The organism is Desulfovibrio oxyclinae DSM 11498, from assembly GCF_000375485.1.
Taxonomy (GTDB): Bacteria; Desulfobacterota; Desulfovibrionia; order Desulfovibrionales; family Desulfovibrionaceae; genus Pseudodesulfovibrio; species Pseudodesulfovibrio oxyclinae.
Genome location: NZ_AQXE01000004.1, coordinates 187,426 through 201,089, shown reverse-complemented (window position 1 = coordinate 201,089; position 13,664 = coordinate 187,426). Strand labels below are relative to the sequence as shown.

Here is a 13,664-nt window from a genome sequence, read left to right as displayed (position 1 = left end):
AATAATCACAAACACTCGCAGCCGCACGAAACATGATCACATATCGTTTGCGCCGAGGCGAGAGCGTTCTATAATGGTCTGGATAAACTGGAACTATTCCGGAGTCAACCATTTAGGTGTCCGGACCGGGCTTTGCGCTTTGCGATCAGAAAAGCGGGCGGTATTCGGGAACGATTTTTCGCAGGACGCTACGAATGGCCTGGGCGTCGTGGTCTCTGGCCGCATCCGCGAGACAGGAGAGGTGATCGAGCAACGCGTCGGGCGCGATGTGCCGATCCGTATCAAGCACCATGATTTTCTCATGCTCGGTGCGGACCACGTCCTCCCCTTCGGTTATGAGCTCCTCGTAGAGCTTCTCCCCTTCGCGAAGGCCCGTGTACTCTATCCGCACGTCCTTCTCCGGCTCCATGCCGTAGAGACGGATCAGGTCGCGGGCCATGTCGGCGATACGAACCGGGTTGCCCATTTCAAGCACGAAAATTTCACCACCGCGCCCATTTTCCACCATGCTCCCAGCCTGAAGGATCAGCTGCGCCGCTTCGGCGATGCTCATGAAATAGCGCGTCACGTCGGGATGCGTGACCGTCACGGGGCCGCCCTGCTCTATCTGCTTGCGAAACAGCGGAACCACGGAACCGCTGGAACCCAGCACGTTGCCGAAGCGCACCGCCATGAATTTGGTGTCGCGGCCCTGATAATGCCGCATAAGGTGCTCGGTGACGCGCTTGGTGGCACCCATGACGTTGGTGGGACGTACCGCCTTGTCCGTGGATACCACCACGAAGCGGTCAACGCCGTGCTCCACGGCGGCCTCCATGGCGCAGCGCGAGCCGACCACGTTGTTGTGCACCGCCTGCCACGGGCAACGCTCCAGCATGGGCACATGCTTGTACGCGGCCGCGTGAAACACGACGGAAGGCCGGTGCGTTCCGAAGACCGCATCCATGAGCGAACGGTCTGCGATGTTGCCCAGCACCGTGGAATATCGGGTGAACCGGAATTCGTGCCGCAGCTCCATTTCGATAGAGTGCAGATTGTACTCCGAGGCGTCCACCAGCACCATGTGGGCGGGGCCGAATCGAACGATCTGGCGGCATAGCTCCGAACCGATGCTACCACCGCAGCCCGTCACCAACACCACGCGGTCTTCGATGTAGCCGCGGATGCGCCCGGTCTCAAGGCGCACTTCCGTGCGGCCGAGCAGGTCGCGGTAGTTCACTTCACGCAGACTGCCGAGGCTGACCTTGCCGTCCACGATTTCGCTCATGGGCGGCAGCACCTTGTGCGGCAGGCCGGTGGCCTTGCACATATCCACCAGTCGCCGCATCCGCTCGGCGGAAAGATTGTTGGAAACCGTTATGAAGATTTCGTCGGGATCGTGCGACCGCACCATTTCCGGCAGGTCGTCCACGGTACCCAGCACGGAAACGCCGTGGATGGTTCGGCTGAGCTTGGAGCGGTCATCGTCGAGAAAACCGATGACCACGCCCACGGACGGATCGGACTGAATGTCTCGCAGGATGCGCTCCCCTGAATCGCCGGCCCCGATGAGCAGCAGGCGTCGGGGGGTGGCCTTGGGCAGACGCAGAGACTCACCCCGGGCATACATAGCCCGGATGCCGAGGCGCAGGCTACTCGCCATGGCCATGGTCAGCCCCCAGTCCAGCAGGAAGACGCTGCGGGGATACCCCTCAAAATTCTGCCCGAACGCGGCGGCCGCGATCACGAGGCCGCTTTGCAGGACCGTAACCCGGATCAGCCGCCAGAAATCGTCGAGACTGGTATAACGCCACATGCCCCGATACATGCCGAAGAAGAGAAAAAGCAGTGACTTGAGGGGAACGCCAAAGGCGATCATCTGGAACATGCGCTCGGCATACTGCGGCGGGATGTCGAAATCGAACCGCAGGGAGAACGCCAGCAGCACGGACAGGGTGAAGACCACCATGTCCCCGGCCAGCATGAGCCAGAAGTTCATGTTCCCGAAGTTCGCCAGCCGCCTCATGCAGCGCACCCCTTGATGACCTCGACGATCAGCGCAAGGTCGTCCTCGCTCATGGCGGTGCCGGAGGGCAGGCAAAGCCCCCTTCGGAACAGATCCTCGGACACGCCGCCGCCATAGATGCGCGACGAAGCGAAGAGCGGCTGCATGTGCATGGGCTTCCAGACCGGACGCGACTCGATGTTGAACTCTTCCAGCGCCAGCCGGACGTCTTCGGGCTGCACGCCGAACGAACCGTCCAACGTCATGACGGTCAGCCAGCGCGTAGCGGTGCTCCACTCCGGCTCGGGCATGAAGTCCACGCCGGGCAGCTCACCCAGTTCGGCCCTGTAGAAATCGAAAATCTCGCGCTTGCGCCGCACCCGCTCCGGCAGGACGTCCAGCTGACCGAGGCCGATGCCCGCCAGCACGTTGCTCAGGCGGTAATTGTAGCCGAAGGTGTTGTGTTCGTAGTGCGGCTCAGGCTCGCGGGCCTGCTGGGAAAACCAGCGCACCCGTTCTGCCAGCGGCTCGTCGTCAGTGCAGAGCATGCCACCGCCCGAGGTGGTGATAATCTTGTTGCCGTTGAAGGAATAAGCCGCGGCCAGCGCGCCCTTTCCAGCGTGCCGCCCCTTGTAGAGCGCGCCCACGGCCTCTGCGGAATCACAGACCACGGGGACACCGTGGCGCCCCGACACTTCAAGGATGGCATCCAGATCACAGCTCTGACCGTAGATATCCGTGGGAATCACGGCGGCCACCCTACGGCCCTCGGCAGCAAGGCGGTCAAGCGCCTGTTCGAGCAGCGCGGGGTCCATGTTCCATGATTCGGTATCGGAGTCCACGAATACGGGCTCGGCACCAAGGAACAGCGCCGGGGTGACGGATCCGATGAACGTCAACGTGGAGAAGATCACCGCATCGCCCTCTCCGGCTCCGAGGCAGCGAAGCGCCAGATGCAGCGCGCCGGTCCCGCTGCTCAGGCCCACCGCGTGGCCAAAGCCGGACAGGTCCGAAAAGCGCTGCTCGAATTCCGCAAGCTGCGGACCGAGCGGCGCGATGAAGTTGGAGTCAAAGGCGCGGTGCACCTGATCGAGTTCCGTGCCGCCCATGTGCGGCGGCGAAAGATATATACGCTTGCGTTCCATTCTCTGCCTATTCCTGCGGGCGGGCCGGGACGCCGACAACGGTGGTTTCAGCGGGCACGTCGCGAATCACTGCGGCTCCGGCTCCGACGGTGGCCCAGTCGCCAACGCTGACGCCCTGCACAGCGCATGCGCCGATGCCGAAGAACACTCCCTCGCCCAGCCGCACATCCCCTGCAAGACGGACGCCGGGGGCCACGTGGGCGAACGCGCCTATTTCATTATGATGGTCCACGGAGCAGCCGGTGTTCAGGATGGCGTGCGCGCCCACCCTCGTTCCGGGGTTGATGACGACGCCTGCGCAGACCATGCAGCCGGGCTCCAGCACACACTCACGACCGACCACGGCCCGGGGGTGCACAGCGGCGGTGAAAGGCCAGCCACCTTCGGCCAGACGCCGGACAGCCTCGCTTCGCACCCGGTTGTCCCCCACGGCCACCACAAGGGCGTCGTGCTGCTTGGGATCAAGGGCGTCCTCGTCGCCGAGGACGGGCAGGCCGAGCAGTTCGCGGCCGTGATCCCTGCGGGAAATGTATCCGCACGGCTCGACGGCATCTCCCGCCGCCTGCATGGCGAGCAGGATGTCCGCACAGACCTGCGCATGGCCTCCGCTGCCCACGATCACGATCCGCATGTGGAGCCTCCGGCGCAAGGGAGACGCCCGAAACGGCCAGTCTTCCTCGCATAAATATTCATGAACGAACAAACAGGTACCAGAACAGGGTGAATCAGGCAACGAACTTGCCGCCCGGAGCCCCGCGATGGAAGCGTGCGCCCCCTCATCCGCGCAGCACGGGACGGCCCGAGGCGCTGAAGCACCGCCTGAAGACAAGACGCGTCACCAGCACGGAACCGATGGCCGTGGCTGCCACCAGCATGAGCATGACCACAATCTGATAGCGGATGGACACCAGCGGATCCGCGCCCGCAAGGATTTGTCCGGTCATCATGCCCGGCAGGAAGACCAGCCCAACCCCCATGAGCGAGTTGATGGACGGGATCATCCCGGCGCGAATGGCATCGGCCATGATGCCGCGCGACGCCTCGTACGGAGTGGCCCCGAGGCACAACTGCATCTCGATGACCTGCCGGCGCGCCTTGAGCTCGGAGAACATGCGTTCCAACGACAGGGCAATGGCGGACATGGAGTTACCCACGATCATGCCCGCCAGCGGTATGAAATACTGCGGCGTCCACCATGGCTTTGCGCCCACGATGACACCCACCACCAGAAACGAGACCAGTCCATAGGAGATGAACATGGACAGGAAGGTCGGGATGGCCACGGGCACGGCATATCCCTTCACCCTCCCCCGCACCAGATGCGCGGCGGTGGCGGTCATGATCAGGAACAGGCCGATGACCGGCCCGGCCATGTCCAGCGCGAACACGAATTTGAGCACGTAGCCCATGGCAAAGAGCTGGGCCACGGCCCGCACGGTCCCCACCAGCAGATCCTTCCCCAGTCCGAGGCGGTACCACAGGGACGCGGCCCCGGCCGTGAGCACGAATACGAGGCACAGGGCCAGTTGCCACAGCCCGATGTCGATGACCTGCGTGCTCATGACGAAAGCTCCGTGCGCCCTTCGGCGATGGTCAGCCGATGGGTGGTTTGCGCAGGCTCGCGCTCGGAGTGGGAAATCGTGATTACCGTTCGATCAGAACTGAAGAATCGTTCGATCACCTCATACACCACCTCCGCGCTGTCCGCATCCAGCGACGCCGTGGGCTCGTCCAGCAAAAGCACGTCCGGCACGGTCATCAGGGTACGGGCAAGGCAGAGGCGCTGCGCCTGCCCCACGGACAGGCCCGATGCTTCTGCGTCCAGTGAAATATCGTCCAGGAGCAGGGAATCCAGCATGGAACGCAGGCTCTCGCCGTCCGGCACCGGGATGTCGGCATTGGCCCGGAACCCGTAAGGCAGCAGCAGATTCTCGCGCACCGTCCCCGGAACCATGTTCGGGGTCTGATGCACATAGGCCACGGAGCGGCGCAATGCGGTTGGCTTCATGTCGGGATACGGGGTCTCGCGGAAAAGGATGCGTCCGAATTCGGGTTCCTCAAGGCGGCAGAGCAGGCGCAACAGGGTGGATTTCCCTGCCCCGGACGGACCGCGGACCACCACGTACGCGCCCTGCGGGATGGACAGCTCGGCATGATCCAGCACGGGACGCCCGCCGGGATAGGCGAACGAGACGTCCTCCAGCCGGATCACGCTAGGCACCCTGTGCGGCCTCCATGCGCTTCTCTATGAAGTCAAGAAATTTGGCAGCTTCCTCGTGGTCGGGATTGATGAGCAACGCCTGCTGGAGCTGGTCCTTGCATTCCTCGGCCTGCCCTTTTTCGAAAAAGGCACGGGCCATATTGTAGTGCAGGTTCTCATCGGAATCCGTCATTTCCACGGCGCGGGTGTAATAGTCCACGGCCTGATCGTAGAGTTTGGATTTCCTGAGGTTGATGCCGAACTCGTTGAACAGATGCTTGTGCTCCGGCGAGAAGGCGGCATCGAGGGTGACGAGGCGCTTGAATATGTCGTTGGCCCTGTTGGTGTCGCCGCGTTCCATGTAGGTCAGGCCGAGGCCGAAGTTGGCGCGCACGTTGTCCTCGTCGATGTCCAGCGCCTGCTCGTACTCGAACTGCGCGCTGTAGAGTGCGCCGTCCTTGCGCTGCTGCTCGGCGCGCTCCAGCGTGGCGTCCAGCTCGCGCATGCAGGGGTAGACTTCCTTCTGATAATATTCCGGCTCCGGGCTGAACCGTTCGAGAAAGTCTTCCTTGGGCACCTCCGTCTTGGGGCCGGAAGGGATGTTGTGCTTGTTGAGCGGCTGCACTTCCACCGTCTCGCCGTCGGGGCGCTCGATGGCGTACCAGTACATCTTGCTGATGGTTTTACGCGAGGTGGTGCCCGTGCCCACCTTCTCCACGTTCTGCGTGGAGAAGAGGCCGGAGATCATGCGCTGACCACCGTTTTCGGATGTCGCTTCCATGCTCGCGGCGTCATCGCCGGCAACGTTTTCCCTGCCCACTGGTGCTCTCCTGAGTATGCCGTGAAGTGCGGTCTTGCAGGGTCGGATTATACGCAATCCGACCGCCCGTTCAAGCATGGTAAAGTAACAATTCGTCCCCGGCAAGAGGGGTTGCCCCCTCGTGACTTTTGCCACGGATTCGGGTAAACGCCCTGCTTACGGTAGAGGTTTCACTGATAAACGCCGGCAGGTGCCGGTCACCGGGCGGGGCCCGGTGGAAAAGGAGGATCCGTACATGGATAGCAAGATTGGCGACCGTATCAAGTCGTTCAGGGAAAAGCAGGACATCAGCGTTGATGAGCTTGCCGAACGCACGGGACTCGAAGCCGAGTTCCTCAAGGCCGTTGAAAGCGACGACATGTACCCCTCCCTAGGACCGCTACTCAAGATCGCCCGCGCCCTCGGCGTGCGGCTGGGCACCTTCCTCGACGACCAAGTCAGCCGCGACCCGCTGGTGGTCCGTCTGGACGAGCGCGAGGAAGAGCTGACCATGCACCGCCACAAGGACGTGGCCGAATTCAAGTACTACTCCCTCGGAAAGGGAAAGAGCGACCGCCACATGGAGCCGTTCTTCGTTGAAATACTTCCGGAATCCGGCGAGGACAAGACCCTGTCCTCCCACGAGGGCGAAGAGTTCATCATCGTCCACTCCGGACAGCTCTCCGTGACCTACGGCAAGGAGGAATCCGTGCTCGGTCCCGGTGACAGCATCTATTTCAACTCCATAGTGCCGCACAACGTCTCGGCCCACGGCGATGAAAAGGTCGAGATATACGCCGTGCTCTATTTCCCCGAATAGCCGAAGGAGCAGCAATGCATCGAGAACAACCGCTTCGCGAAATAACGCTCGGCCAGATTCTGGACGAGACCGTCGAGCAGTATCCCGATCAGGAGGCCGTGGTCTACGTGGACCGCGAGTTCCGCCTGACGTGGAAAGAGTTCGGCGAACTGGTGGACGACCTCGCCAAGGGCCTGATGGCACTCGGCGTGAAAAAGGGCGAAAAGGTCGCCGTCTGGGCCAACAACGTGCCCTACTGGGTGGCGCTTCAGTTCGCCACGGCCAAGATCGGCGCCGTGCTGCTGACCGTGAACACGCACTACCGCACCCACGAGCTGGAGTACCTGCTCCAGAACTCGGAGTGCGAGAACCTGTTCATCATCGGGCAGTACCGCGACCACGACTACCTCTCCACCACCTACGAGCTCATCCCCGAACTGCGCTCGCAGGAACGCGGCAGGCTCAGCACCAACCGCTTCCCGCACCTCAAGCGCGTCTTCTATCTCGGCCTTGAGAAGCACCGGGGCATGTACAACATCCCCGAGGTCATCGGCATGTCCGCCGTGGTCTCCGACGAGGAGTACTTCGAACGGCAGGAGTCGCTTGACCCGCACGACGTGGTCAACATGCAGTACACCTCGGGAACCACGGGCTTCCCCAAGGGCGTGCAGCTCACGCACTACAACATCGGCAACAACGGCTACTGGATCGGCGCGAACATGAACTATTCCGCCGAGGACAGGCTGTGCCTGACCGTGCCTCTGTTCCACTGCTTCGGCTGTGTTCTTGGCGTGCTGGCCTGCGTGAACCACGGGGTGACCATGGTCATCCTCGAAGACTTCGATCCCTTGCAGGTCATGGTGGCCGTGGAGCAGGAAAAGTGTACCGCCCTTTACGGCGTGCCCACCATGTTCATCGCCATCCTGCAGCACAAGATATTCGACAAGTTCGACTACTCCTCGCTGCGCACCGGCATCATGGCCGGCTCCCCCTGCCCGGTTGAAGTCATGAAGCAGGTGATCGACCGCATGAACATGAGCGAAATCACCATCTGCTACGGCCTGACCGAGACCAGCCCCGTCATGACCCAGACCCGCATCGGCGACACCATGCGCCAGATGACCGAGACCGTGGGCCGCTCCATGCCCGAGATCGAGGTCAGCATCGTGGACCCCGAGACCGGCGGGAAATGTCCGGCCGGGGTGCAGGGCGAGGTCTGCTGCCGGGGCTACAACGTCATGCGCGGCTACTACAATAATGAAAAGGCCACGGAAGAGACCATTGATCAGGATGGCTGGCTGCACTCCGGCGACCTCGGCGTCATGGACGAAGACGGCTTCCTGTCCATCACCGGCCGCCTCAAGGACATGATCATCCGCGGCGGGGAGAACATCTACCCGCGCGAGATCGAGGAATTCCTGTACACCATGCCGGGCGTGCAGGACGTTCAGGTGGCTGGCGTTCCGAGCGAACGTTTCGGCGAAGAGGTGGGAGCGTTCATCATCCTGCAGGAAAACGCCGACATGCAGCCGGAGGACGTCAAGGACTACTGCCGCGGCAAGATCGCGCGGTACAAGACGCCCCGGTACGTGGCCTTCGTGGACGAATATCCCATGACAGCCAGCGGCAAGATCCAGAAATACAAACTCAGGGAAATCGCCGGGGACCTGTTCCCCGATGCATAGCCCGCGGGACCGCTCCGGCACGCGCGCAGAAAAGCGCACCCAGCGTCCGGCCCGCATTTGAAAAGAGACGATACCGCCGCCCCGGGACCCTCCGGGGCGGCGTTTCACGGCAACGGCATCCGGGCCACATGGCCCGGCACAGGAACCCGAACCGCTCAAAAGGAGCGACCATGGCCGAACAGCAATACAAGGAGATCGCCGCGAGACTCTCGGGCCTGCGCGACGACATGGGCTGGACCGTCGGCGAAATGGCCGAGAAGCTCGGCAGAAGCGAAGGCGACGTCACGCGCTTCGAATCCGGCACCGAGGAAATCCCGGTGGGCTACATGCTCGACGTGTCCCGGCTGTGCAAGGTGGATCTGACCACCCTGATCTCCGGCCGCGAACCGCACCTCAAATCCTATGCGGTGGTCCGCAAGGGAGAGGGCTTCGCAGTGGACCGGCGCGAGGACTACGACTACAAGAGCCTCGGCTACAAGTTCGTGGGCCGCGAAATGGAACCCTTCCACATCCGCGTGCCGCCCAAGTCCGAAGCCGAGATGAACGAAGTCAGCCACAAGGGGCAGGAGTTCATCTACATGCTCGAAGGACGCCTTGAAATTCGCATCAACGGCGAGTCCATCGCGCTGGAACCGGGCGACAGCCTGTACTTCAACTCCGAATCCCCGCACGCCCTGCGTGGACTCGACGACGCCGACGCCGTTTTCCTCGACGTGATTCTATAGGGCTGGCCGCTAGGTCCGCCCGCACCAAGCCCCGCAACCATTGGTACGACTGCGACCCGACAATGAGTCAACCCTACGGAATCACGGAGAGAAACGATGAATAAGAACGAATACGCCGACTACAGGGACTTCTGCGAAAACTACACGCTCGAAGCGCCCGAGAACTTCAACTTTTCCTACGACTTCCTCGACAAGACCGCCGAGGCCGACCCGACGCGCACCGCGCTGGTGCACGTGGACGACGCGGGCAACCGCACCGAATACGATTTCGCCTTTTTCCGCGACCAGTCCATGCGGCTGGCGGACGCGCTGGTCAAACGCGGCGTGAAAAGGGGCGACCGGGTCATGATCATCCTTTACCGCCGCGTGGAGTACTGGACCACCATGCTCGCCCTGCACCGCATAGGCGCGCTGCCCATCCCCTCCCCCTCGCTGCTGACCACCAAAGACATCGTCACCCGCGTCAATTACGCGAACATTTCCTGCGTGATCTGCGAGGACACCGTGGCCGACCGCGTGGAGGCCGCTCGGGACGAATGTCCGGACCTGAACCTGCTGCTGCAGCTCGACGGCCAGCCCGCCGACGGATGGGAATCCTTCGGCAAGGTCGTCACCGAGGGCACGCCGGACTTCCCGCGTACCGAGGATGCGCCCGGCGGAGACGATCCCATGGTCATCTTCTTCAGCTCCGGCACCACCGGGCTGCCCAAGATGGTCCTGCACCGCTTCGACTATCCGGTGAGCCACTTCACCACCGGCGCGCACTGGCACGACCTCGAACCCGGCGACCTGCACCTGACCCTGTCCGACACCGGCTGGGCCAAATCGGTCTGGGGCAAGTTCTACGGCCAGTGGATGGCCGGGGCCGCCGTTTTCGTCTGGGACTTTCGCGGCAAGTTCGAACCTTCGGACCTGTTGGACATCCTGAGCGAGAACAAGATCACCACCTTCTGCGCGCCGCCCACGGTCTACCGTTTCCTCGTGCGCGAGGACCTGAGCGGCTGGGATCTCTCCGAGCTGCGCCACTGCACCACTGCGGGCGAACTGCTCAACGAGTCCGTATTCCACAACTGGAAGGAGGCCACCGGCCTGCCCATCTATGAAGGATACGGCCAGACCGAGACCACCCTGCAAATCGCCACCTTCAAGTTCATGGAACCCAAGCCCGGCTCCATCGGCCGTCCGGTTCCCGGCTGGGAGATCGCTTTGCTCGACGAGACCGGCGCACCCGTGCCGCGCGGCGAAGAAGGCGAAATCTGCATCCGCATTGACAAACCGGTACTCGGCCTGTTCGACAGCTACATGGACGAGCCAGAAAAGACCGCCTCGGTGAAATTCGACGGCTGGTACCACACCGGCGACAAGGCATGGGAGGACGAGGACGGCTTCATGTGGTTCATGGGCCGCACCGACGACCTCATCAAGAGCTCCGGCTACCGCATCGGCCCCTTTGAGGTGGAATCCGCGCTCATCACCCATGAGGCCGTGGTGGAGGCCGCCGTCACCGGCGTTCCCGATCCGGTCCGGGGCATGGCGGTCAAGGCCACCGTGGTGCTCGCCAAGGGCTTCGAGGGTTCGGATGAGCTGACCAAGAGCATTCAGGCTCACGTGAAGTCCGTGACCGCACCGTACAAGTATCCACGCATCGTGGAATATGTTAAGGACCTGCCCAAGACCATCTCGGGCAAGATCAAGCGCAAGGAGATCCGCGAGGCGGATCTGAAGAAATATCAGTAGCGGCGTCACCCGGGACCGGAGCGATCCGGTCCCGGGAAAACCGCGGAGGCAAGCATGGCCGACAACATTCTCATCCTCGACGACGAGAAGAACTACCTTCTGATCCTGGAAAGCCTGCTCGAAGACGAGGGCTACTCCGTGACCGCGCTCTCGGACCCGGAAACGGGTCTGGCCTACCTCGAAGACTCCGAGGTGGACGTGGTGCTCACGGACATGAAGATGCCCAAGCTCACGGGACAGGACGTGCTGGAGCACGTCAAGAAGCGCTATCCGCACATTCCGGTGATCATCATGACCGCGTTCGGCTCCATCGAGTCGGCGGTGGAGGCCATGCGCATCGGCGCCTTCGACTACATCACCAAGCCCTTTGCCAATGAAGAGCTGCTGCTCACCCTGTCCAAGGCCGCGTCCTACGCACGCACCCAGCAGGAGAACGTCCGCCTGCGCCAGCAGATCAAGGAACGCTTCGGCTCGGGCAACATCATCGCCCGCGGCCGGGGTATGCAGCAGGTGTTGGAGATGGTGCACCGCGCCGCGCCGAGCAAGAGCACCGTGCTCATTCAGGGCGAGTCCGGCACGGGCAAGGAGCTCATCGCCCGCGCCATCCACGAGTCCAGCCCGCGTGCGGACAAGCCGTTCGTCTCCGTGAACTGCATGGCGCTCAACGCCGGCGTTCTGGAGTCCGAGCTGTTCGGACATGAGAAAGGCTCCTTCACCGGGGCCACCTCCATGCGTAAGGGCCGCTTCGAGCAGGCTTCCGGCGGCACCCTGTTCCTCGACGAGATCGGCGAACTGAGCCAGGAGGTGCAGGTCAAGCTGTTGCGCGTGCTGCAGGAGCATCAGATCGAGCGCGTGGGTGGTGCCGAGACCATTGATGTGGACGTGCGTGTGGTGGCCGCCACCAACAAGAACCTTCAGGAGGCCGTGACCAAGGGCGAGTTCCGCGAGGACCTCTTCTACCGCCTGAACGTAGTCTCCCTTTTCCTGCCGCCGCTTCGGGAGCGCCGCGAGGACATCCCGTTTCTGGCCCAGCATTTTCTCGACAAATATTCCAAGGAAAACCAGATCGAGTTTTCCGGATTCTCCGGCTCGGCCATGGACTATCTCACCGCTTACGAATGGCCCGGCAACGTGCGTCAGCTCGAAAATGTGGTGGAACGGTGCACGGTTCTGGCGCGCGGCGATATCATCGAGGCCGATGACCTGCCCCCGGAGATCAAGGACGAGGAGTCCCAGTTCAAGAGCGCCGTGGACCTGCTTCCCGCGCGATTGAACCTTGCCGAAACCATGGACAAGATAGAGGGTGCTCTGGTAAGGCGCGCCCTCGTCCGGGCCGACTTCGTGCAGGTCAAGGCAGCCGAGATGCTCGGCCTGTCCAAATCCAACCTGCAGTATAAACTGAAAAAATACGGCCTGGCAGGCAAGAGTAAATGATCATACTGGACAAGCCCTACGTCTCGAATTTTCTGAAATGCAGCGCGTCGCGTCAGAACCTGCCGGTGCTCGACACCGCGCAGGCCCGCGCCATGGCGGGCGACGCCGACCTGCGTTTCACGCCCAAATCCTCCTTCTTCCCGGAGGCGCGAACCTCTCGCATCTACGCCAACTCCGAAAACAGCCTCGACCTCATCATGCGCGAGCTGGGCGACAGCCCGGTGGCGGAGATGATCGAGACCTGCAAGGACAAGGCGCTGTTCCGCGACACCATCGCGGACATGTACCCCGACTATCAGTACACCCGCCTCGACGTGGACGAGCTGGACGACTTCGATCCCTCCAGCATGCCGTTGCCGTTCATCATCAAGCCTGCACGCGGCTTCTTCAGCCTCGGCGTACACCGCGTGGAAGATGATGACGACTGGCCCGAGGTGAAGGAAGCCATTCTGCGCGAGCAGGACCGGCTGAACGACCAATACCCGTCGGAAGTTGTCAATGCGGGCACCTACATTGTTGAAGAGGCCGCAGGCGGCGAGGAGTACGCCGTTGACGTCTACTGGGACGACGGCGGCTGGCCCGTGATCATCAACATTCTGCACCACCCCTTCGGCTCGGACGACGACGTGAGCGACCGCCTCTACTACACGTCCGACGAAGTGATGCACCGTATGCTCGGCCCGGTGACGGAGTTCACGGCCCAGCTCGGCAAGACCTGCGGTTTCCGCAACTTTCCGGCGCATGTGGAGTTCCGGCGCAAAAAGAATTCCATGCTGCCCATCGAGGCCAACCCGCTGCGCTTCGCCGGCTGGTGCGTGGCGGACATCACCCGGCACGCATGGGGTTTCGACCCGTACGAGTTCTACTTCACCAACCAGCGCCCGGACTGGCCCCGGCTGCTGGAGACCCGCGCGGGCGTGACCACCGCCATGACCATCGGTGACGTGCCCGAGGACGTGGACCGCAAGGCCATGACAGGCTACGATCACGACGCCTTTGCCGCGCTGTTCGACAAGGTGCTGGAACTGCGGGACATCGACTGGAAAAAATATCCAGTCTTCGCGCTGGCCTTCTCCCAGACCGCCAACGCCAACGTGCCCGAGCTGTTCAACATCCTCAGGGAAGACTTCCGCAAGCTGTTGCTGTAGACTGCGCA

12 protein-coding genes are annotated in these 13,664 nt (G+C 62.5%); 6 read left to right on the top strand and 6 right to left on the bottom strand.

The features are described from left to right. Positions 1–145: 145 nt before the first annotated feature. From B149_RS0106240 to B149_RS0106215, 6 genes are all read right to left on the bottom strand, one after another. Complete coding sequence (locus B149_RS0106240; RefSeq protein WP_018124321.1) at positions 146–2,005, bottom strand: polysaccharide biosynthesis protein; 1,860 nt, start codon at positions 2,003–2,005, stop codon at positions 146–148. Then, entirely contained in the window at positions 2,002–3,129 is a 1,128-nt protein-coding gene (locus tag B149_RS0106235; RefSeq protein ID WP_018124320.1) for a DegT/DnrJ/EryC1/StrS family aminotransferase, read from the bottom strand. The genes B149_RS0106240 and B149_RS0106235 overlap by 4 nt, the downstream gene beginning before the upstream one ends. Positions 3,130–3,136: 7 nt before the next feature. Next, positions 3,137–3,760 (bottom strand): acetyltransferase, encoded by a 624-nt coding sequence (locus tag B149_RS0106230; protein ID WP_018124319.1) that lies wholly within the window; start codon positions 3,758–3,760, stop codon positions 3,137–3,139. Between the two features lie 145 nt (positions 3,761–3,905). Further along, positions 3,906–4,691: an ABC transporter permease gene (locus tag B149_RS0106225; RefSeq protein ID WP_018124318.1), complete on the bottom strand. Its 786-nt coding sequence runs from the start codon at positions 4,689–4,691 to the stop codon at positions 3,906–3,908. Then, positions 4,688–5,350 (bottom strand): ABC transporter ATP-binding protein, encoded by a 663-nt coding sequence (locus B149_RS0106220; RefSeq protein ID WP_245533198.1) that lies wholly within the window; start codon positions 5,348–5,350, stop codon positions 4,688–4,690. Before B149_RS0106220 ends, B149_RS0106225 begins: the two co-directional genes overlap by 4 nt. After that, the gene (locus B149_RS0106215) at positions 5,343–6,149 is read right to left on the bottom strand and encodes a tetratricopeptide repeat protein (protein ID WP_018124316.1); all 807 of its coding nucleotides are present in this window, start codon (positions 6,147–6,149) and stop codon (positions 5,343–5,345) included. The genes B149_RS0106220 and B149_RS0106215 overlap by 8 nt, the downstream gene beginning before the upstream one ends. Before the next feature lie 235 nt (positions 6,150–6,384). On the opposite strand from B149_RS0106215, the gene B149_RS0106210 reads away from it, so the two are divergent. The 6 genes from B149_RS0106210 (at position 6,385) to B149_RS0106185 (ending at position 13,656) form a co-directional block, all read left to right on the top strand. Next, on the top strand, positions 6,385–6,948 hold the full coding sequence (locus tag B149_RS0106210; RefSeq protein WP_018124315.1) for a helix-turn-helix domain-containing protein: 564 nt from the start codon (positions 6,385–6,387) through the stop codon (positions 6,946–6,948). Between the two features lie 14 nt (positions 6,949–6,962). After that, a complete protein-coding gene (locus tag B149_RS0106205) occupies positions 6,963–8,612 on the top strand; it encodes an AMP-binding protein (RefSeq protein ID WP_018124314.1) in 1,650 nt (549 codons plus the stop codon). A 170-nt stretch (positions 8,613–8,782) separates the two neighbouring features. Beyond that, positions 8,783–9,337, top strand: coding sequence for a helix-turn-helix domain-containing protein (locus tag B149_RS0106200; RefSeq protein ID WP_018124313.1), 555 nt, complete (start codon positions 8,783–8,785; stop codon positions 9,335–9,337). Positions 9,338–9,433: 96 nt separating this feature from the next. Beyond that, on the top strand, positions 9,434–11,074 hold the full coding sequence (locus tag B149_RS0106195; RefSeq protein ID WP_018124312.1) for an AMP-binding protein: 1,641 nt from the start codon (positions 9,434–9,436) through the stop codon (positions 11,072–11,074). Positions 11,075–11,128: 54 nt separating this feature from the next. Next, positions 11,129–12,508, top strand: a complete 1,380-nt coding sequence (locus tag B149_RS0106190; RefSeq protein ID WP_018124311.1) for a sigma-54-dependent transcriptional regulator — start codon at positions 11,129–11,131, stop codon at positions 12,506–12,508. After that, positions 12,505–13,656 carry an ATP-grasp domain-containing protein gene (locus B149_RS0106185; protein ID WP_018124310.1) on the top strand — a complete coding sequence of 384 codons (1,152 nt, stop codon included), beginning with the start codon at positions 12,505–12,507 and terminating at the stop codon, positions 13,654–13,656. Before B149_RS0106190 ends, B149_RS0106185 begins: the two co-directional genes overlap by 4 nt. Positions 13,657–13,664: the final 8 nt, after the last annotated feature.